Source organism: Vibrio sp. SCSIO 43155 (assembly GCF_023716605.1).
Lineage (GTDB): Bacteria > Pseudomonadota > Gammaproteobacteria > Enterobacterales > Vibrionaceae > Vibrio > Vibrio harveyi.
The window spans coordinates 1,483,555-1,503,494 of record NZ_CP071853.1; the positions used below are offsets into that span (position 1 = coordinate 1,483,555).

Here is a 19,940-nt window from a genome sequence, read left to right on the forward strand (position 1 = left end):
TTATAGATACAAAGACTCATGAAGACCCCGTTCTTATCAAAAGTACAAACAAAGACAAATACAATGAGCTCAAATATTTTCTACACATTTTATTTTTAAGTTTGTTAATTGACCAAGGAATGGCATACCACTTCATCACATCAAGTTCATTGCACTAGGATGTAAACACCTTGTGGCAGTCAAGATCATTCAGTTTGATGACATTCTTTGTTTTTGTTGTCCGGTTTGGACAATAAAATGTCCGCTATCAACATGTGAAGTTCACTTTGCCAAAGACATACTGAATCCCATAAACGCAGATACTAATGAGGAGTCAGATATGTCAGCTCAACCACTTTACGACATTGACCAACCAGAAGCGGCGCTTCGTCCAACGTTAGAAACATTGAAAAGTGCTTTCTTAACCATTCCAAATCCAAGCGCTGGCATGCGTATTGAACGTCTTCAAAGACTGCACTCAGCTTTGTTAGCCTATCAAGACCGTCTCATAGACGCGGTAGATCAAGATTTCAATGGGCGCTCAAGTGCTGAAACCTTGATGATCGAGCTTCTGCCTATTCTTGAAGGAATTCATTACAACAAGAAAAACCTGCGTAAGTGGATGAAACCATCTCGTCGCAAAACGCCTTTGATGTTGTTCGGCGCGAAAACCAAAGTGCATTACCAACCACTCGGTGTCGTCGGCATTGTTGTACCTTGGAACTTCCCTATTTTCTTAGGTTTATCACCTTTGGCTGGCGCGCTGGCGGCGGGTAATTTGGCAATGATCAAAACTTCTGAATTTGCCCCAAAGACGGGTGAAGTGATGAAGCAAATGATCTCCGAATATTTCACCTCTGACGAGGTTGTCGTGGTCAATGGTGGCGTTGAAGTCGCGACTGAATTCACCAAATTGCCGTTTGATCATATTGTTTTCACTGGCTCAACTCAGGTTGGTAGCATTGTAATGCAGGCGGCAGCACAGAACCTGACTCCTGTGACTCTCGAATTGGGCGGCAAATCTCCTGCCATCATCCACGAAGACTTCCCTATTGAAGAAGCGGCTAAACGCATCGCTTTTGGTAAAGGTATCAACGCTGGGCAAGTTTGCGTTTCACCCGACTACATTTTAGTGCCAAATGGCAAGGTGGATGAGTTTGCAGAAGCATTCAAAAACGCCATCTCCAAGCATTATCCAACCATGCGTGACAACCCAGATTACACCTCCATTATTACAGAGAGGCAGCGCGATAGACTGGCTGAAAACATTGCTGACGCGAATCAAAAAGGCGCAGAAGTGATGGTGATAAACCCAGCAAACGAAGACTTCTCTGGGACTCGTAAACTGCCTATGCATGTGGTTAAGAATGTCACTCACGACATGCGAGTGATGCGTGAAGAGATCTTTGGTCCAATTCTGCCGCTAGTACCTTACGAAACGCTTGATGACGCCATTCAATACGTCCAAAGCAAAGATAGACCGCTTGCCCTGTACTACTTCGACTGGGATCAGGGCCGCATTGAGAAAGTGGTAGACAACACACATTCAGGCGGCGTGTGTATCAATGAAGTGATGACCCATACCATGGTCGATGATATGCCATTCGGCGGTGTAGGACCTTCGGGCATGGGACACTACCACGGTAAAGAAGGCTTCTTGAACTTCTCGAAAGCAAAATCGATTGTGATCAAAGGTCGCTTTGATGCGAGCCAGTACATCTCTGCACCTTGGGGAAATAAGATGTTCAACTTCTTCACCAACTTCCAGTTGAATCGTCTGAAGAAATTCTAGAACCAAACAGCCCTAATGACGCTCAAAGTCATTAGGGCTATTTGTTATCAACACGTTTTCTTAATGCTGCCAGGTGAGAAACCGAACTGCTTTACAAAGGCTCGAATAAAGCTCGCTGGCTCGGCATACCCTACTCGCCATGCGACGGTTTCTACGTTCAAACAAGAAGCTTCAAGTAACTGTCGAGCAATGATCAAACGCGTGTTGGCATACAGTTCTCGATAAGTTGTCCCTTCATCACTCAAACGCCTTCTTAAGGTTCGCTCTGTCATTGAGAGCTTGTCCGCGACCGCACTGAGCGTCTTCTCTTCTGCGATATCTTCGAGAACCACTTCTTTCACGCGCTCGGTCCACTGTTTCTCTTCACCTTCTCCCTGAGCCACAATGGCATCACACTGCTCCAGACAAAACTTCAAGGTAACCGGATCGCTTTTTGGCAGTGGCTGATTGAGCATAGAATGAGGAATCACCAACGCGTGGTGTGATTGCCCGCCTTTAACATGAATACCAAGAACCTGACTAAGTTTGTCGATGTGTTCCGGGTTATCTAGCGTGGTTTTCAGATAAAGGTCTTCCAGTGCGGACAAAGGTAATGCTTCACGCATAAAGTTAAGCGTAACGGCGGTATGCCTCTCTAAGATGAAAGGCGTTACTCGCTCAGACAAACCAGACATGCCAAAGCTCAGCTCACCACCTTCTTGCGTCTCTTTGAAAGTCAGTTTGGCAATCACCAAAGAGAGCGCGACATAGTCGATTGCTGTGTTGAACGCCGCACGCATCGTCGGACTGGTTAGTATCGCAAACCCCCAAATGCCGAACACATTCACATGCATTTGCTGACCTATTTCAGCACCGAGCCCCACTTCACTTGGCGCCAGTTTGACGTAGTTTTCTATCACCGCAACTTCTTGCGGCATGGTGAGTTTAAGATCGTCTTTGACAAGATCTTGCTCTGTCAGCCCTGTGCCCGCTAAGCATTCCTCTAAAGGAATACCTCGCTTCTGTGCGGTATCACAAATCAATCGTACGCTGGTTATCGATCTCATAAGTGTCTCTGTAGGTGAACAAGGCTTACGAGTTTGAATTTTAATGCAATCATGCACTTATGCATAAACCATAACTTCCTGATTCAGGTATTTCCTTTTAAGCGAGAGTACTGATAGAAGTATAGAGCGTCAATGCTGAGAAGATAGTCAAAGCACATTGCATTGATGTGAGCTATGTTTCTCGCTCAGTTCAGCCTTGACACTTACTTGTTGTATCGATTCATCTTCAGAGCTACACACTCGGTTTCGACCCAATGTCTTAGCACGATAAAGCGCTTTGTCTGCTCGGCGATAGCTTTGCTCTACAGAACGGCTGATCGTCGTAATTCCGCCACTGATCGTAATACCCAATACACTTTTCGATTGAATAATTTCTTTAAGACGATAAATCGCTTCAAATGCATTGCGAGTATTAGTCTCTGGCATGATGATAGCAAACTCCTCACCGCCAACACGTGCAACAATGTCTGTCTCTCGGCACTGCGCTTTCATCAAGTTCCCGAGGTCTTTAATCACCTCATCCCCAACATCATGACCGTGTTTATCATTAATCTGCTTGAAGTGGTCTATATCGATAATAACCAGTGCGGTATTAGACACCGCGTAACGATCAGCAATACTCGCATGACGCGCCAACTCCTTATCGAAACGACGGCGATTCCAACAACCCGTTAGTGGATCTTTTTCGGCAAGGTTCTTCAGTTTATTCTCCAACCGCACTCGATGGCTGATGTCTCGGAAACTAAGCACATAACGGTCGCTCATTCCCATCCCCATTTTATAATGAGTAATGTGCGTATCTAGCGTTAGATGGTCACCAAAACGGTTGGTCACTTTGATTTCACCTTTCCAGTTGGCTTTCGCGCCTAACTTGGTCATCGCTTTGTTTAAACAATTGAAGCCATACTGTCGCAGGTTTTCACCATTCAGTTGTTCGCGTGTATAACCTGTCAGCTTAGAAAAACTCTTGTTCGCAAAATCGACTCGTAAATCTTGGTCAAGAATGACGACACCAATCACCGAGTGCGCGGCAATACTCGCGATCTTTTCGTCAATGCGTTCGCTCTCAAGATAATAATTACGAATAACCATCAATAACCCGATGGCAAAAAGCATCAGTGCCTGCCAACTGTAATCATACGTAAGTGTGTAAATACCCCAGCCGGTTATCGTCAACAGATAAACAATGGGCAGCAACTTCCGTTTATTGTCGTTAGTAAATTGTCTCGCATTCATGACGTATGCTCCGAATAATTCAATGAGCAGAGGTTATTCAATTCGGAGAATAGAAATTTACCAATTCGCGCCACTGGTTTATCGCTAACCTCGCTCTGACAAAACAGACAAAGTGATTGATTGTTCGCAAATGTCGCTTAATGGCAATTTTTGTTATCCATTTCTCCCTACCTTATTCGTCAACTTATTTGAATTAGGAAACAGAAATGAAAGCACGCAATGCCCTTTTAATCTTATTGACGAGCACAATTGGCTTTAACGCTTACGCGATTACAGACGCCAGCAAGATCGGTGCGAATGCAGGAGCAATGAGTTATTGCTACGACCACGTCGCCTCTGGCAAAGACAAATCGAAATACCGTTTGTTGAAGCTGAAAACACTGGAAGAGTATCAAGACCTAGACAGCGGTGACCGAGCAAGAGCCTTAGTAATGAAGAAAGCCGCTGAAGATGGCGAATACCTTGGTGACCCGTTAGATAAATCTCGCTGTAACAGCTTAAGAAAAATGTTGTTCGTAAAATATTAGTCGATCAAGTGCCCGACAAAGCCATCACTGTTTAGTGGTGGCTTTTTTGTATCTGTAATCCACTCATCATAAATTCACCTTGGTTATTTATAACCATTCCAAGCAATACTCATTTTCTATCTTTACGTGCGAGGTGGCGCCAAATGGTAAGTCCCTAATCTCACTTATTCCTACTATATCGCTACAGGGTATGCATTGAGCGACAGGAGTCCCCCACTTAAAAATGAGAGACCAACATGACTTACGCAGAGTTCAAACAAACTGATTTACACACGTGCCTTACTGTTACTGGCGAATTGATTGTAACGATTGGTAAAGTTGCTTTTAAAGCCGTAAAAATTCTAAGCAAAGCCTTTGGCTGGTTGGTAATCAAAACCTATCGTTATGTGATGAAGTAAGCCCTACAAGCCCTTTCACCAAAACCTTTTTAGTCCGAACCGCGCCTTATTTAAGGCGCGGTTTTTTGTTTGCCTTGTTTGTATTTCATCAACCCTTTTATGCTTTATCCAAGTAGCCTTGAGATGCTTGGGACATCTCCTTCCCCTATCTTTTTTCTTTACGCACGCCAGCTAATAACCAACCAGTAACGATGTCGCGCTAAGAGATGAAATCTCTGCCTCTGTCTTCTCCTATACCGCTTAATTTATGGTGTTCTCCCTTCGACACTCCCGTGGTAGAACATAACTAAACTCAATGCTAGAAGAACACAAAGGCGCACTCGATAGCCAATACGGATGAGTTTAAAATGGGCACGATGGTTTAACACGAGTAGATGTTGGCAGTAAGAACCAAATGGATGAAGCCAACAATAGATTAGCCGAGAAGGTTTTTGAAAAGTGACATACACTCTAATCCCAAGACGCAAAAAAGGCGCTCGATGAGCGCCTTTGAAAACAGGATAACTTGTTTATAATGTGTTCTTATAAACCACACCATCTTTCATGATGACTTTCTTAGTTTCGTCTTTCATTACACAATCAACACCCTCAAGTGGATTCCCGTCGACGATAAGTAAATCTGCATACGCACCTTCCACAATTTGACCTAATTTGCCTTCTTGATAAGGGTGTTTGTAAGTCGACAATTCAAACAAACGGCCACAGTTTGAAGTTGCCATGCGCAGTGCAGTGATGGTGTCGAACGTTTTTTCAATCGCACCAAGCTCTTGCATCTGACTTTCATGAACGTTTGCTTTACCGACACAGTCAGTACCAAACGCTAGGTTTTGAATATCGTATTTCTTGATAAGCTCAGCAGACTTAAACATTGCCTTACCAACGCGTTCTGTCTTGCGGTAAGTCTCTTCGTTTGGCAGCGGGATCTTACGCTCCGCAATCAGTGATGACGTGAAGTATGACGGAACAAGCCAAATGCCTTTCTCTTTTACAATTTGAGCGATTTCATCATCCATAATAGTAGCGTGCTCAAAGGACATTACACCTGCTTCTGCTGCACGTTTCATCGCTGGTGCTGTGTGAATATGAGCCGCGACATAGGTACCATAGTCGCTTGCCGCTTCCACCGCTGCTTTCATTTCATCTAACGTGTATTGCAACGTATCCAGCGGGTCGAAGGTAGAGGATGCACCACCACCTGCCATCACCTTGATTTGGGAAGCACCCATAAACAGTTGCTCACGAACAGCTTTTAATACTTCAGCACGACCATCCGCGACTTTAAACGCGCCCGTTTTCATCAGTGGCGAGTCTTCATGACCGCTCGCTAGACGTTCTTGCGCTTGGTTTTGGCGGTAGTCTGAGTGACCACAAGTTTGCGAAATCGCCGCCATACAAGGCAAAATTCGAGGACCTTTGGCGTAACCTTTATCGATGCTGTTTTTCAAGCCCAGTGTGTTGCCAGCAACATCGCGAATGGTCGTAAAGCCACGCATCAACATCTCTTCAGAAATTCTCGCAGAACGAATCGCAATCTCTTCTCTCGTCATACCATCTAGCTCATTAAAGCCTGCTGAAAGCGTGATGTGTACGTGCGCATCAATCAAGCCTGGCATCACCGTTTTGCCTTCTGCATCGATGATTTGCTCAGCATTCGAGTCATCCACTTTCCCGATTTGTGTGATTAAGTTGTTTTCAATCAGAAGGTCCACGTTCTTCAGAAGTTGCTCATCCACACCGTTAAACACGTTTGCATTTTTAATTACGATACTCATGGTTTCTATCTCCGAGTCAGTTGTCTCAATACAGGTGCATCATATCGAGCGGTTGAGAGATAGAATTGCCATTTCACGACAAGTGCACATTCTTGGTCTAAGCAGTGAATCAACAACAACCAGAAAAAGTGTCGGAGTATGAGTGTTAAATACCAAGGAAGCAGACAAACAAAGAAACTCTGACCAAGAATTGTCAGAGTTTCTTTAGTTCACAGTAATCAGTGAGTGGCTTGGAGATGCTGCTCTACGTTGAGTTGAAGTTGATGGATTTGATCAATCGCACTAGGCGTACCTTTCGCGAAATCGAAAGGCTCATTATTCAGTGCGCACACCGTCCCAATAACTTCACCTTTAAAGGTGATTGGCACACCGTAATACACACCGAGACCAAATTTCACTAAGTCTTCATTGCCCTTCCACTCTTCATCCATACTTGCATCCGCCACCAGCAACGGCTGTGCAGTATCAACGACGCGTTCGCAGTACAGCTCATGACAGCCTTGTTGATTACTTTTAGGACCAGCATCACCAACGTGGTAAATAGGTTGCTCATTCGCCGCAAACACCACCATTTGATCCGGCTTAGATTCCATAATCAATAAGGAATGCAGTTGAAACTGATGGGCGATATTTTCGAGTTGAGCTGTCAGCTCATCACGATAATTGGCTAATTTGATAAAAGGCATCGTATTTCTTACTCCTATAGATAGCTATTCACTTAAATCCGTTTTCTTATGGGCTAACTGATACTTCACGGCATTGTCGTAACCCATGTATTTACCAAGCTTTTTCTCCGGCACCGAAGTCAGATCCACGACAATCAAACCATCTAGCGTATAGTTAAACGCTGGGTCGACATTAAAGCAGACTAACTTGCCATTCATGCTCAGGTACTGTTTGAGAAGCACCGGAATTCCCATACCACGTTCAAGACGACTGAGCACTTTGGATAACAAAGGCAACTGAGAGAGTGAGCTCAACATATCCGGTCGCCAAAATTCTTGATCGTTTCTCTCTAAAGGCGTTGTTGGCGAAACCAATTTGGCTTTGTCATTATCGTAATAATGAACCGACATAACGGAGGCGATGAGCTGCCTTGCCACTGGGCTATAATCGTTGCTGATGCTTACGGGACCAAAGAGATGGGTGTACTTTGGGTTGCGCTGAACAAAAGAGGCAATGCCCTTCCACAATAAGAGCAATGAGTGCATGTTGCGTTGGTATTGCTTCGCAACCACCGAGCGCCCCAGCTCAATCGAGCAACCTAGAGTTTTGATAAACGCCTCATCATATTTGAACAAACTGGTTGAATAGAGGGCATGAATTCCGCCTTGTTCAATCAGCTCATCAACCAGACCTAAACGATAAGCACCCACAAGTTCTCGGTTGGTTTTATGCCAAACAAAGAGCTGATGGTAGTTGGGATCAAAGAGGTCGACATCACAGCTCAAGCCGCTGCCTTCTCCAACATCTCTAAAGCTTTCTTCTCGTACGCGCCCAATCTCACGCATCATTTGCGGCATTTTTGGTGTAGGCGCACAGTACACTTCAAAATCAGCCTGCTCTAATAATTTAAACTCAGACAGATCCAGAAGTTCATTTTCTAAAGTCTCTGTAAGAATAGGCGCAATTATTGGTTCTGCATGAAGAGTTTGTTGAGTGAGCTCCTTGCGACTGTCCATACTTCCCATTAAATAGGTGTTCAAACGGAAGTACTGGGTAATATCTTCATCATTTTCAAACCCTTGTATCTCGCGATAAGGGATTGGATTGCCGACTGAAACAGAAATGATCTCACCCGACTTATTGAGAAGTTCTCGTCCCAGCAGTGCCGTTCTAAGAAGCGGATGAATTCTCCCTGCTTGATAAAATAATTTGCTGTTCATACCACTTATAAACAAAGGCACAGTCGTCGCTTGAGCATGCTTAACAAATTTTGCTACTGAGTGACTCCATGTTTTATCAGTGATTTTATTTTCACTGGCTTGCCAAGAAGAGACTTCTCCAGCAGGGAAGATAATCAACACCCCACCTTCTTTGAGATGTTGGTTCGCCGCTTTAATTGCTCGTCGATTGGTTTGCTTTGCCTTTTCACCACCAAACACATTAACACCAATAAACAATTCATCCAGCTCAGGAATTCGCTTTAACAGTTCGTTAGCAAGCACTTTGACATCCTTGCGCACTTGGGAAATCAAGGAAGCTAAAATGATCCCTTCAATTCCACCAAACGGATGGTTAGCAACAACCAAAACCGAGCCGTCACTGGGAATATTCTCTAAGCTGCCATGTTGAACTCGATATTGAGTACCAATTCGAGCAAGCGCTTCATGCATAAATGAATGACTATCTTCAGGTAACGGTTCTTGCTTGTACAAGGAATCTAACTTGGAAAGCCCAGTAGCCCACTCGACAACAGACTCACCTATTCCAAATGGCGTTTTTCTTGATAACCGGAAAGGACTTTCAACCATATTAGGCTCCTTTCATTAGCAAGGTGTTTGTAAAAGAGCCCTGAGCTCTAATATCGCGAATGGTTAAGAAAATAGCGGATAGCCAAACAAGGCAAGCCATACCAAATAGCAATCCACCATCATTACCTATCACTTCGCCCGTAGCGCTAAATTCAGGCATGACAACACCTAGCGGCGTAAACAAGTGGAATAAAATGGCTCCTGTCATAATCCCAACGGCCATTGTTGAACCAACACCATGGAAACGAGTAAACAGTAAAATGGCTGCAATTAACTCAGCAGTCCCAATTAAATACCCGCCATAAACACCAAACCAATGAATCCCTGACCATTCTCCTAACGTGCCAAAAATATGATCGGTTTCATATGAACCAGTAAACTTAAAAAATAATGATTGAATAAAAACGAAAGCAATAAAAATCGAAGGTAGATGTTTCTTTGGAATAAATGTCATGAGATGAACCTTATTATTTCTGAGTCTTATTACTGCTGAATCAATGTTGGCCAGTTTTTATCGGCTGCAGCAATATGTCCTGCGCGGTCATCATCCCACCACTGCTTCACTTCTGCGTCGTAATTTAGATACAGCTTGCCATCAACAATTGCCCATTGTTTAGGATCCGCAGGGGCAAAATCATTTTTAGCGGATACCGCCCATGCACAATAGCCACCATACTGTGGCGCATAAGCTTCTGGATTTTCTATAAATTTATTTAAATTATCTTGAGAAGAAAAATACCAGTCTGCCCCTTTGTATTCAGTTTTCCAGTTACTGTTTCCTTTCACAGGCTGACCTTCTGTAAAATAGGAGACCGTGTCATAACCGCTTAATGCCTTATTACTAAAAAATCCGGTATAAATTTCATCTTCCGCAAAAGAAGAGAAGCTGATTAATACCATCAGTAATGCGAATAATTTTCTCATCATTAAATTCCTTATTCGGAAATACGTTCTATCGAGGTATTGCCCTCACTAAGAAGGCATATTCACTGCGTGATTTCTTTGGTGCTAATAAAAAGACAGGACAAATGAGATAAAAATTACAAAGAATTGAAAATTAAATAAGAAAAGTACTGAATAACTGTTTTACGGCGTGAAGTTGAATAACAGATGTCCCCATTCATCACCCGTTGTTGGGGTATCCATACCCAAATAACCTCAAGATACTTGGGTATAGATCAATGCTTTTAGTCTGTCATCGGGTACAGCTGCGTCAGGACTTTCTCTTCTCGCCATGCTTGAATGAGAGCACCCAGTGTCGGCGTTTGATACCCTCGCAGCTTCTGCTTTGATCCGATTTGATAAAGTAATCGGTACTGCTTTAGCAATGTGGCGAAGATATGAGTTAGTGGTGTATCGCTATCCCAGATATGTGCCGCTTCACTGCTCGCACCATTAATCTCTAAGATATCAAAATGTTCACCATTCATTAGAGCATGAATATCTTTAAACTTGATATCCAATCGCCCGTAGTGGAATCCATTAAAATCCCCTAGCACTTGATCGAGCTTCTTTTCTAGCTCTTGCGTAATGAATCGGTTACCATCGCGAAAAATGGCACCACGTGAATGGCTTCCCGCAAAGGCTAGTTGAAATTCTTCACCTTTCGCGACGATCACTTCTAATTGCTCACTGTGCCTTGGTAAATAAAGGTGCTGTAACTTACCAGCCCTTGGACACTTCTCGATAAGCTGCTTAAGCGTAGACTGCCCATCACCAATCACTCGAGGGGAATATTTTAATGTCAGTGAGATGATTTTCCCTCGGGTTTCGCCTGGCTGCCTGACGTAAAATACCCCAGCTTCAGCGCTGTACTCTGATTTCTTCTGTAACAGGAAACGTCCATCAACGGGAAACGTTTTAATGTAGCTTCTTAGCTGTTCATCCGAACGCAATAACTTCACGCCAGCACCACGGCAACCAAGATCAGGTTTCGCCACCAATGGATACTCTAAACTCGATCGTTTTAGCTGCTGTGTTGCGTCTTCTAAAGCAGTTTCAAGCTGTTCATGCGTCTTAGTTAATGTGATAAAAGGCAATATCCACTGCTTAGTTTTGTCTCCCGAAGAAGCGAAAATGTCATGCTTGGACTCCCCCACCATACCGCTTAACTTGATTGAAGGGTTTGCGATCAAAGGTAATGCCCAATCTCGGTGGATAGCGCTGAGGACCGCGCTTTGAATCACCACGGGTGTATAAAAAAACCAAGCTGGTAAAAACTCAAACGGAGAGACTACTCGCTTTGGTTCTTGAAGAATGGGCATACCGGCATTAACCATTCCGTTTGGGATCATTTCAACGTGGGCGAGTTTCACCATATGTGTTCCTTAACAATGTTCTTGAAATCAGTTTGTTGAGCAGCAACATCACGACCAATCCAATCGGAATCAACAAACTGTTTATTTGATGTTGTTGAAGCCATTGCATGCTGCCTAGTTGGAAGAATGAGCCAAAAATCAACGCAGTCCATAAACTCGTCGCGCTTAACACGGCGATGAGAAACTTCATTTTGGGCACATCCAAAAATCCGCTAAGCGTAAATCCTACAGTTCTTAATCCGGGAATAAACCGGACGATGAATAACGTAATGAAAGCTTTATGATGAAGTGTGCGTCGCACGCGCCTAGCACGTTGATATCGAAGCAAGCGATAGCGGAAAAAACGTACCTTTTGTGCCAATTTCCCCAGCCAATAAAGCCCTATGTCTCCTGTGGCGATACCTGTAAAAATCGCCAATAACGCAAGAGGTGTTGGCATCACTTGCTCTACCGCTAAAGTAGCGGCAGTAACGATAGCCAAATCTTCAAGTAAGTATGACAACAATACGACTCCGAGAAATAGCATCGACAAAGGCACATTGCCTTGATACAGCCAAGCTTCTAACGTTGCCACTTCACTCATATTCTCTGTCCCATTGCTATTCACTCGTCATTCAAGGCCTCTACGAGATGATTTTTCGATCCATATTGATGAACAGAAATAACTAGAGGCTATGGTTAAAGACAGGATAATCAGTAACAAAATTTCACTGCAATACAGAGAAAGTCGATAACGCCCAACGTTGTTGCGTCAGTCGAATTCAGGAAGTTTCCAGTAACAGGAACAAAAAGAGCCGCGAAATGCGGCTCTTAAATGTGCTTGTTTATACCCAAGTAACCTCGAGATGCTAGGTTCAGCGAGACTGACTTGGTTTGTAGACGCGGCGGCGATTTAAAGGTTTAGTGGGTCTAAATCAAGAATCGACAACAAAGTATACAAGCCAAGGCCCTTACTATTTGCAAAGAGTGCCCTTTGGGAGCGTGTCATTGACCCGATTGCTGCGTCAAACAACTTGGAAAGAGCTAGCTATTACACCGCGTTGTTTTCCTTGCTCTCGAATCAATGACAACGCTCTGAATCCTGCATCTTGAAGTCACTTGGGTATACTAATAAGATTTAAAGGGGGAACGATGTCTTAGTTCATGTTCACCATACAAATGAACTTATTTGTATCAAATGCTTGATCCAATTCTTCATGCTTCTCCGATGAATACACTTTGCCATCTTTCGTCCAGTAATCTCCCGGAGATAGATAGGTGTAGAGGCGCAAGTATTCATAAGCGGCTTTGTTTGGCAAACGAGACGATAGACGCTCACAATATTTCTGTGCGTCAGCCTGGCTTAAGAAGATGTCATGAGACTTTTTGTTACCTCTGAATCTTGGCAATAGGTAAGTAAAGGCTTCATCTTTGTACAGTACCTTATTGGTGTAACGCTGAAGATCGGGCTCTTCTGCAGACTCCACCTCAGCGACGACTTTAGGCGGTAACAAACTCTCAGAGAACCTTACTGTATCTTTGGGTTGAGCCTTTTCACTGTTCGCATCAGTCTTGTCTTCTACCGCTAAACGCGTAGGAACCGCCTTCGGAGCACTGGCTTTACTCGCAAACGGGAAAAAGTAGTCGCCACCATTTTTAAGATTTAGCTTTAGCGACTGGGTTTTATGATTGTTCACGGCTCGCACACTATAAATACCCACATAGTTGCCCGTTACATCCACTCGCTCGCCAGAGCCGACTTCCTGGTCATTGATGTAAAAAACCGTTTGTGGTGAGTTTGAACGGAACACAAAGCGCACGTTATCAAGATCAAGTGCTTGTCTCAGTTCAACCTCTGTATTCGCACTGTAATTGTGCTTGTAGCTTGCGTCCGCAGTGAAAGAAAGGTCGCCGTTTAATTTTTGGTTTGCATCCACGACTTTAAAGCTCGTGAGTTTGATTCGAGATAAACCACCTTTGCTTAATACAAAAGCGTTCTTGATAGAAGGGAGATTTCGGTTTACGCACGTTGATAAACTTTCCGCAACGTTACACTGCAATTGACCAGAATAAGTATCGTTTATCACACGTTTTGATTCATTCAAATGACGCGCTTTTATCTTTTCGTACAGAGCAAGGAGTGCGTCATTCTTCACTCGCTCGATTTGACTTGCCTCTTGTTGGTCTTGTGACAATTGCTGCTTAGTTTCGACCAACAACTTCCCTGCGGTTTCAATTTCCTTTTTCATTGAATTCACTTTGGCAGACATATTGCGCAAAGTCAGAATTAAGGATTCGTCATATACACCATCAACCAACTTGTCTTTCAAGCGATTAGAGTCAGATTTGATCATCTCGACATTGGTCGCCAATTTGATCTTGGTGGACTCTATTTCAGCATTCAATTTATTGTAGTGCGAGATGTTTTCATCAATTCTCAGCGCACTGTACTGCTGGTCGTAAGCAGTATTAATGCTGTTTAATGTATCTTGCTCGTTAAAGTTAATGAGCTCTGAGGCAGCGATCGTACCACTCCACGCTACCCCCACCATAATGGCTATTATTGTTTTAGATTTACCCACTGCCACTCCAAATTGACCCACCACGACACCATTGTTGTTAATGCTTCACCTTGCGTTTTAGGCAAGGTGAACGCTCTACGATTAAAACCTATTCCGTTGGCTTTACTTCGTCTGGTTTTATTTGATCTGGTTTTGCCTGATCATTCTTAGAAGCCCATATTTCTGAGCGTCTGTTTTGTGCTCGCCCCTCAGCGGTTGAATTCGACGCAATCGGCTGAGTTTCACCAAATGAACGAACGACAATACGGCTTTTATCCACGCCTTGCGCAATCAAACCGTTAGACGTTGTCAACGCACGTTGCAAGCCTAACGATTGGTTATAGCCTTCAGAGCCCTTGCTGTCGGTATGACCATCTACCGCAATAGCACTATCGCTATTTTTAAGCGAACCTGCGAGTTGATTCAGAGCTTTGCTGCCCATTGGTGTTAAGTTGGATTTATCAAAACCAAAATGCAGACGCGCAACCAAGCCATCACCTTGATGATTGTTATTTTGATTGCTAATCCATGTCGTACAGCCTGTTTGATCCAACCCTAACTTTGATTTACCTGCCAATGCTTGTTTGAGCTCACCATTGTTAGACTTCTGCTCTATTTGCAAAAAGCCCTGTCGATGTTGAGCAATTCCGACAACGTCATCCACTTTGATACTATGTTGGTACTCGCTGAAGGTATTGTCGCAATAAACGCTGATCCCCTCTTCTGCCTTAACTATCAGGCTAAACGGCAACGTCGAGATAGCGAATGCACCAATGACTAACTTTTTCATATTTTCCTCTAGTACAACTTAGTTATTCCGCTTGTTTTTGAGCCTTTGCGGATGAGTTCTTCTATCTTTTCAATCAATTCATCTAAGTTAGATACATCAATGATGTCTTCACTTGGATTAACAACACAGTCTTGAAAACCACTTTGTTGAGATGCACGGAAATCGATACCAATAACACCGATGTATAAGCCCGGAATCTCTGCTCTGGCTTTATCACACATACCGTTGTCTACTAGCCCCTTTAGAATGCCGTTGTTAGGGCTTTCTTGCCCGTCACTCAAAATCAGCAACATCTTGATTTTCTTGTTGTAAGCTTGCTGCTCTTCTTCATCGGTACTGTTTGGGTCTCCATCATGAAGAACCTGAGACCCTCTTAATATGCCTTGAAACGCTGCGGTACCACCGTCTGCCCACATCGACTTAATCGAGTCCAAATCTGAAAGTTTGTTCGACAATTGAATGTTATAAAACTGCGATGAATTTGAAGAACCATGAGCATTAAACAGTCGGGTGCCGCTCACACCATAGAAATTAGGCTTTAATCCTGATTTATCAGTAAACATGGTCGATACTGAAGTCGGTAAATCAACATAGTTGTAGACATCAGCTACGGCGTAGCGATCTGCGTCGATAACATCACGAATACGCTTGGCATAATTGTGATTTTCTGCCCGAGGGCTTCGACAGCTCGACTGCCAATAAGCACAATTCTTCACTTCGCTTGCTGTGTACGTGCGCCAGTAGTCCCAATCGACATCGTTGTAGCTATAAGGTGACAAGTAAGCCTTGTACCCGTTCTTGTAACTTAGTTGGCTTGTCGCATTGGCTCTATTGCCTGCCACAATTTCTCTGGTGCGAACGTTAAACGGCACAAAACCAACTCGGTTAAGCAGTTTGTCCCCGGTGGTGTCTTCTCCTGGCTCATCACAAACGTCTTTCCACTCTCCGTCGACGAAGTCTTGGCGGATTTTTTTACAAAGAATCTTGTTTGATATCTGATCGATCGCGGTTTTCAAATCGTCAATTTTTTTGCTCCGACTTGAGCCCCACTTATCATTCATCGAGCCAGAAAAGTCCGAGACGAAAACGATATCAATGTTGTTATCCCCAAGATAAGCAGGGTACTTTCTTGCCAGCGATCGTCCGGCTAATTCCTGCTGCTTATCAAACGATGGGATAAAGCTGCTTGCAAACCAAGAGTCATGCGTTGTTCTGGCGTTCACTGTGTATTGGATATACTCAAGAGCACCAGTATCCTTGTCTTCCGCTTGATAAAAACGTTGAGCAGAAAGGTTGGTTGACTTGATGTCTCTCACATAGTTTTCGACATACTTCGTTGCCAGCGCACGGGCTGCACCCGGTTGGTCTTCAATCGTTACGGCCATTGCCGCAGCTTCCGCTGAATCCCTTAGTCGGCTCGACTCCTGCACATAACGGGTGCCCTCAACAGCCCAAAAAGTGACGCCCATAATAGGCACAAGCAACAAGCCCATCCATACAGCGGCGACGCCCTTTTGTTGTTGGAGACTTCGATGCTGATATTGCTGCATTCTCATTTCACTATCTCCCTGGCATTATTGAAGAAGAGCCAACTTTCACGGTTGTGCCGGTACCGCCATTAAAGAACGGCTTGAACCAAGAGCTTTGCTCCTCACAAAGGCTGACGCGGTACAATGGATACACCACGCCCTTTTCCACCGGAGCCAAATCTGCGTGTGCGAGTATTGAATCCGTTTTGCAATTTAGTCTGTTGTATTTACTGCTGGTAAATACCGCCACATTCACTTTATTGGTCAATGACTCGATTTTGATAGCTACATCGTTTGGGGGCGTGCCGAGCATTCGACTCGCGACTTTGGATAAGTCTTCTAAATCGGCATTGGTTACCGCTAGATTTTTTCCACCTAACACGTCGCCCTCAAAGTAACGCGAACGCTCTTTGATTACGTTCACCAACGCAAAGCTAGAACGATCAAGCTTGGCTCGCAAAAGCAACTGATAGCTCAAATCCGCGGCAAAAAGGTAAACACCCCATAACGCAGTAAGAATAAACACAAGCTCAACCATAAATGAGCCTTTTTGGCGTTTTGGAGAACATACACCTTGTTTACGGAGCGTCATCTTTCCACCCCTCATGCTCTAAGTTCAGTACCATTGTGCTTGAGATATCTCGATCTGCTGCACCGGCAAGTTTTATGATCGGAGAGTAACGATAAGTGACCGTTATCTCCGCTAAGTTGTAGTTGAAGTTCAAGCCCTCATCCGAATATCCTCTATTCGCAATGAAGTCATCATAGGTTTTGTAGTAACGACCTTTGATAGAAAATCGCGAGCTATCGATTAAGAAATGCCACAAGTTACCATCAGCTTCGATCAGAGATTTAAACTTGTCCTCGTACTGCTGATTTATGCCTTTGCCCTCGTAAATCTTGGTGTTTCGTATAGTTTCTCGAAGAGAATATTCCGTCATGTTCACAACATAGATTTGGTAACTCGACTCAAAGATGGCAAAAGTGGCAAAGAATAAAACGAGCGCGCCCATTACGAACTCGATCGCCGTTACCCCTTTTTGTTTAGAAAGCAATTTCATCATTAACTCCTATATTGAGTTAATTCGACGGCGATACTGTGGAGCTCTTGATCCGAAAAATCACCTTTGAGTAGTTTCTTCGCCGCATCCATCTGCTGCGCTTTCATAAGGGCAATCGCTAGGTTCGCCTTCACTACTTTATTTTCCGGGTTATCTTTTAGTACTGGCATCAGTGTTTCGATGGCTTGCTCGTATTCACCATTTGCCATATGAATCATCGCGATGTTGTTCTTGATCGCGACATCATCATAACCACGCAAACGTGCATTGTTCAGCTCTTGGTAGGCATCTTCGTATTTACCTAACTTGGCGTACGACACACCCAGTAATACATGGATTTGTCCCGATTCATTACCCGTTTTAATGGAAGATAAATACGCTTCTACCGCGCTATCAGTGTCATTTTTTGCATCAAACACTTGCCCTTCTAACTGGTACAAGTCAGGGCTCTCTACCCCCTCTTTTTGCAAATGCTGAACATAAAAGTTTGCCGACTCGATATCCCCTTTATGGAAATACGCCCATGCCAGCTTTTCTTTCACTTCTGGATCTTGCGAACCCTGCTCTAACTGAGATTTGTAGTAAGAGATTAAGCCATCGTAGTTTTTCACTTTTTCCATGCTCGCGACGTCATCTTGTAGCTGACTCTGTTGCGAAGGTGTCGATTGACAACCTGCCAACACGCCCACCGCTAACAAAACGAGAGAAATGCGTTTTCCAATCACTGGTTACTCTCCTAAATATTTAATGTCATTTGCATGATTCCCGGTGCGAGAATCAGAATAACGATCGGGAACATGATGAAGAGGATCAGCGGGACACTCATCTTAGCGGAGAGTTTGCCTACCTTTTCCTCAACGGTCAGGATTTGCACTTTTCGCATGTCTTCAGCGAGATCGCTCAACACCTGAGCCACTGATGTACCGTATTGCAAGTTTTGAATGATAGTCAGCACGAAGCTTCGTATTGGCGGCGTTGGAATACGATCACTGAGGTCATTTAGCGCTTTTTCTAGCCCGTGGATTTTTGCCGAATCTGAGGTGCGTTTAATTTGATAACAAAGGTCAGAGTCAAACTCAGCCAACTCTTTGCCCAGATAAACCAATGCCGCCTCAATCGTCATACCGGTTTGCACGCAAACTGACATCATGTCCAGCAAGTACGGTAACTGAGATGATGTCTTAAAGATCAACATTTTGCGTCGCATTTGAAGCAAAGTATCCGGCAAGACAATCACAGCAATAAGCGTAAAAATAATGATGATTAGCTGATTATTTGCTGTCATATCCGACAACAACACCAATCCTGTAACAACCACGAGCACCGCTAATTTGGCAGGGAAGTAGAACTTCGCCCACTCTGTGTTGTAATAGCCGGCCTCGATGAGTTTTTGTTCCAGCTCATGTCGATGCTCTTTACCGAAACGAACAAAAAAGCGGTTAACACGGGAAGGCGCACGTATAGCATCACCGCCAATATAAAGGGCGACTTTTTTGCGTCGTTGTTCTGTACGAAGCGAATCGAAAATCAAGAAAAGCAACGAAACAAACAGTACTATAAGGGCAATCAATAGCATCATGCGCGTACTCCTCTGACTAACAACCAAACAATGAACAAGCCAAATAACTCACTGCCAAGTACATAAAACAACACGATACGACCAGAAGGGTCATACAAGACGAAATTGACGTTGTCAGGGTTTACATAGTTAAGAATGATCATGAAAATCAACGGAATTGCCGCAACAATCTTGGCAGAAATTCGCGCTTCAGACGTCATGGCCATCTTCTTTTTCTCTAGGGTTCTTGCGTCCACCAAAACTCGAATAAGTCTTGCTAGTACGCCTTTCAGCTGACCGCCTCGCGCAATATTTGCTCTAAGGGTTACAGTGAAAAACAGAAACTCTGGGTAAGGGTAGTTTTTACACGAACGTTGAAGTACCACTTCCGGAGACTCACCCAACTTAAGTCGGTCCCCCATCAGTTTAAACTCGCGCCCAATCGAGTTATCCATCACCTCGCCAACATAACTGATGGCTTGCATTAAGCTGTCACCCGCGGTTACCGCACTCATCAGAATGTTTAGCGCATCAGGGAAAGTGTTTTCAAAATCACGTCGCCTTCTTGTCACTAGGTAGCGGTAACCCATAATGGTAAACACCAAAGACAAGCCTACGATCAACCCGGTATTCGTCATCAACAACAGCTTAACCACGACGTACCAAGAGGCGATGAGACTCGCCGTGATATACAAAGCGATATACAGCGATGAACGTGGTCCAAGTACTTTTAGTGTTGGAGAAATAGACTCTTTGAACTTTTGCCAACTTTGTTTTCGTACCAGTGATTTTACGTTGATAGCATTGAAGTTTTCCGCTTCAGCTTCTTCAATGTTGAAAAACTGATCGACCTTTTTGACCTTTGAGTCTCTGACCAAAAGCAGTACGAACGCAAAGAGGATAAGTGAGAGCCAAAGCAT

At 44.0% G+C, this 19,940-nt stretch carries 20 protein-coding genes; 3 read left to right on the forward strand and 17 right to left on the reverse strand.

Annotated features, from left to right (window positions below):
* The first annotated feature begins 319 nt into the window (after positions 1-319).
* The gene (locus J4N44_RS23465; RefSeq protein ID WP_252045285.1) at positions 320-1,771 is read left to right on the forward strand and encodes a coniferyl aldehyde dehydrogenase; all 1,452 of its coding nucleotides are present in this window, start codon (positions 320-322) and stop codon (positions 1,769-1,771) included.
* Positions 1,772-1,818: 47 nt separating this feature from the next.
* On the opposite strand, the gene J4N44_RS23470 is transcribed toward J4N44_RS23465, so the two are convergent.
* Both J4N44_RS23470 and J4N44_RS23475 read right to left on the reverse strand, forming a co-directional pair.
* Positions 1,819-2,817 carry an AraC family transcriptional regulator gene (locus J4N44_RS23470; protein ID WP_252045286.1) on the reverse strand — a complete coding sequence of 333 codons (999 nt, stop codon included), beginning with the start codon at positions 2,815-2,817 and terminating at the stop codon, positions 1,819-1,821.
* A 147-nt stretch (positions 2,818-2,964) separates the two neighbouring features.
* On the reverse strand, positions 2,965-4,053 hold the full coding sequence (locus J4N44_RS23475) for a sensor domain-containing diguanylate cyclase (protein WP_252045287.1): 1,089 nt from the start codon (positions 4,051-4,053) through the stop codon (positions 2,965-2,967).
* Between the two features lie 206 nt (positions 4,054-4,259).
* Between J4N44_RS23475 and J4N44_RS23480 the strand changes: the two genes are divergently transcribed.
* The gene (locus tag J4N44_RS23480; protein ID WP_005452298.1) at positions 4,260-4,580 is read left to right on the forward strand and encodes a hypothetical protein; all 321 of its coding nucleotides are present in this window, start codon (positions 4,260-4,262) and stop codon (positions 4,578-4,580) included.
* Positions 4,581-4,816: 236 nt separating this feature from the next.
* A complete protein-coding gene (locus tag J4N44_RS23485) occupies positions 4,817-4,978 on the forward strand; it encodes a hypothetical protein (RefSeq protein WP_252045288.1) in 162 nt (53 codons plus the stop codon).
* A 509-nt stretch (positions 4,979-5,487) separates the two neighbouring features.
* Here the strand turns inward: J4N44_RS23485 and J4N44_RS23490 are convergent.
* The 15 genes from J4N44_RS23490 to J4N44_RS23560 form a co-directional block, all read right to left on the reverse strand.
* Positions 5,488-6,750, reverse strand: a complete 1,263-nt coding sequence (locus J4N44_RS23490; RefSeq protein WP_005452300.1) for a metal-dependent hydrolase family protein — start codon at positions 6,748-6,750, stop codon at positions 5,488-5,490.
* Positions 6,751-6,968: 218 nt separating this feature from the next.
* Complete coding sequence (locus J4N44_RS23495) at positions 6,969-7,436, reverse strand: GAF domain-containing protein (protein WP_005452302.1); 468 nt, start codon at positions 7,434-7,436, stop codon at positions 6,969-6,971.
* Positions 7,437-7,460: 24 nt separating this feature from the next.
* Positions 7,461-9,224, reverse strand: a complete 1,764-nt coding sequence (locus tag J4N44_RS23500) for a bifunctional lysophospholipid acyltransferase family protein/GNAT family N-acetyltransferase (protein ID WP_252045289.1) — start codon at positions 9,222-9,224, stop codon at positions 7,461-7,463.
* A 1-nt stretch (position 9,225) separates the two neighbouring features.
* Entirely contained in the window at positions 9,226-9,678 is a 453-nt protein-coding gene (locus tag J4N44_RS23505) for a hypothetical protein (RefSeq protein WP_029788541.1), read from the reverse strand.
* A gap of 29 nt (positions 9,679-9,707) precedes the next feature.
* The gene (locus J4N44_RS23510) at positions 9,708-10,148 is read right to left on the reverse strand and encodes a YHS domain-containing (seleno)protein (protein ID WP_005452306.1); all 441 of its coding nucleotides are present in this window, start codon (positions 10,146-10,148) and stop codon (positions 9,708-9,710) included.
* A 263-nt stretch (positions 10,149-10,411) separates the two neighbouring features.
* Positions 10,412-11,542 carry an ATP-grasp domain-containing protein gene (locus J4N44_RS23515; protein WP_252045290.1) on the reverse strand — a complete coding sequence of 377 codons (1,131 nt, stop codon included), beginning with the start codon at positions 11,540-11,542 and terminating at the stop codon, positions 10,412-10,414.
* On the reverse strand, positions 11,520-12,125 hold the full coding sequence (locus tag J4N44_RS23520; RefSeq protein WP_252045291.1) for a DedA family protein: 606 nt from the start codon (positions 12,123-12,125) through the stop codon (positions 11,520-11,522). The genes J4N44_RS23515 and J4N44_RS23520 overlap by 23 nt, the downstream gene beginning before the upstream one ends.
* Before the next feature lie 553 nt (positions 12,126-12,678).
* Positions 12,679-14,073 carry a hypothetical protein gene (locus tag J4N44_RS23525; protein ID WP_252045794.1) on the reverse strand — a complete coding sequence of 465 codons (1,395 nt, stop codon included), beginning with the start codon at positions 14,071-14,073 and terminating at the stop codon, positions 12,679-12,681.
* Between the two features lie 118 nt (positions 14,074-14,191).
* The gene (locus J4N44_RS23530; RefSeq protein WP_005452313.1) at positions 14,192-14,872 is read right to left on the reverse strand and encodes an OmpA family protein; all 681 of its coding nucleotides are present in this window, start codon (positions 14,870-14,872) and stop codon (positions 14,192-14,194) included.
* Between the two features lie 8 nt (positions 14,873-14,880).
* On the reverse strand, positions 14,881-16,428 hold the full coding sequence (locus J4N44_RS23535) for a TadE/TadG family type IV pilus assembly protein (protein ID WP_252045292.1): 1,548 nt from the start codon (positions 16,426-16,428) through the stop codon (positions 14,881-14,883).
* 4 nt (positions 16,429-16,432) lie between these two features.
* Positions 16,433-16,993: a tight adherence pilus pseudopilin TadF gene (gene tadF / locus J4N44_RS23540; protein WP_009700149.1), complete on the reverse strand. Its 561-nt coding sequence runs from the start codon at positions 16,991-16,993 to the stop codon at positions 16,433-16,435.
* Complete coding sequence (locus J4N44_RS23545) at positions 16,980-17,462, reverse strand: TadE/TadG family type IV pilus assembly protein (protein WP_009697305.1); 483 nt, start codon at positions 17,460-17,462, stop codon at positions 16,980-16,982. The genes tadF and J4N44_RS23545 overlap by 14 nt, the downstream gene beginning before the upstream one ends.
* Before the next feature lie 2 nt (positions 17,463-17,464).
* Complete coding sequence (locus J4N44_RS23550; RefSeq protein WP_045490988.1) at positions 17,465-18,187, reverse strand: tetratricopeptide repeat protein; 723 nt, start codon at positions 18,185-18,187, stop codon at positions 17,465-17,467.
* Between the two features lie 11 nt (positions 18,188-18,198).
* Positions 18,199-19,041: a type II secretion system F family protein gene (locus tag J4N44_RS23555; protein ID WP_045490991.1), complete on the reverse strand. Its 843-nt coding sequence runs from the start codon at positions 19,039-19,041 to the stop codon at positions 18,199-18,201.
* Entirely contained in the window at positions 19,038-19,940 is a 903-nt protein-coding gene (locus J4N44_RS23560) for a type II secretion system F family protein (protein WP_005452326.1), read from the reverse strand. The genes J4N44_RS23555 and J4N44_RS23560 overlap by 4 nt, the downstream gene beginning before the upstream one ends.

Excerpts from the sequence above, each read along its gene's own strand:
- J4N44_RS23510 (WP_005452306.1), bottom strand. The coding sequence starts at position 10,148 with ATGAGAAAATTATTCGCATTACTGATGGTATTAATCAGCTTCTCTTCT.
- J4N44_RS23485 (WP_252045288.1), top strand. The coding sequence starts at position 4,817 with ATGACTTACGCAGAGTTCAAACAAACTGATTTACACACGTGCCTTACT.
- J4N44_RS23495 (WP_005452302.1), bottom strand. The coding sequence starts at position 7,436 with ATGCCTTTTATCAAATTAGCCAATTATCGTGATGAGCTGACAGCTCAA.
- J4N44_RS23465 (WP_252045285.1), top strand. The coding sequence starts at position 320 with ATGTCAGCTCAACCACTTTACGACATTGACCAACCAGAAGCGGCGCTT.
- J4N44_RS23520 (WP_252045291.1), bottom strand. The coding sequence starts at position 12,125 with ATGAGTGAAGTGGCAACGTTAGAAGCTTGGCTGTATCAAGGCAATGTG.
- J4N44_RS23475 (WP_252045287.1), bottom strand. The coding sequence starts at position 4,053 with ATGAATGCGAGACAATTTACTAACGACAATAAACGGAAGTTGCTGCCC.
- J4N44_RS23505 (WP_029788541.1), bottom strand. The coding sequence starts at position 9,678 with ATGACATTTATTCCAAAGAAACATCTACCTTCGATTTTTATTGCTTTC.
- J4N44_RS23480 (WP_005452298.1), top strand. The coding sequence starts at position 4,260 with ATGAAAGCACGCAATGCCCTTTTAATCTTATTGACGAGCACAATTGGC.
- J4N44_RS23560 (WP_005452326.1), bottom strand. The coding sequence starts at position 19,940 with ATGCTTTGGCTCTCACTTATCCTCTTTGCGTTCGTACTGCTTTTGGTC.
- J4N44_RS23555 (WP_045490991.1), bottom strand. The coding sequence starts at position 19,041 with ATGATGCTATTGATTGCCCTTATAGTACTGTTTGTTTCGTTGCTTTTC.
- J4N44_RS23530 (WP_005452313.1), bottom strand. The coding sequence starts at position 14,872 with ATGAAAAAGTTAGTCATTGGTGCATTCGCTATCTCGACGTTGCCGTTT.
- J4N44_RS23500 (WP_252045289.1), bottom strand. The coding sequence starts at position 9,224 with ATGGTTGAAAGTCCTTTCCGGTTATCAAGAAAAACGCCATTTGGAATA.
- J4N44_RS23490 (WP_005452300.1), bottom strand. The coding sequence starts at position 6,750 with ATGAGTATCGTAATTAAAAATGCAAACGTGTTTAACGGTGTGGATGAG.
- J4N44_RS23515 (WP_252045290.1), bottom strand. The coding sequence starts at position 11,542 with ATGGTGAAACTCGCCCACGTTGAAATGATCCCAAACGGAATGGTTAAT.
- tadF (WP_009700149.1), bottom strand. The coding sequence starts at position 16,993 with ATGACGCTCCGTAAACAAGGTGTATGTTCTCCAAAACGCCAAAAAGGC.
- J4N44_RS23545 (WP_009697305.1), bottom strand. The coding sequence starts at position 17,462 with ATGAAATTGCTTTCTAAACAAAAAGGGGTAACGGCGATCGAGTTCGTA.
- J4N44_RS23535 (WP_252045292.1), bottom strand. The coding sequence starts at position 16,428 with ATGAGAATGCAGCAATATCAGCATCGAAGTCTCCAACAACAAAAGGGC.
- J4N44_RS23525 (WP_252045794.1), bottom strand. The coding sequence starts at position 14,073 with ATGGTGGGGGTAGCGTGGAGTGGTACGATCGCTGCCTCAGAGCTCATT.
- J4N44_RS23470 (WP_252045286.1), bottom strand. The coding sequence starts at position 2,817 with ATGAGATCGATAACCAGCGTACGATTGATTTGTGATACCGCACAGAAG.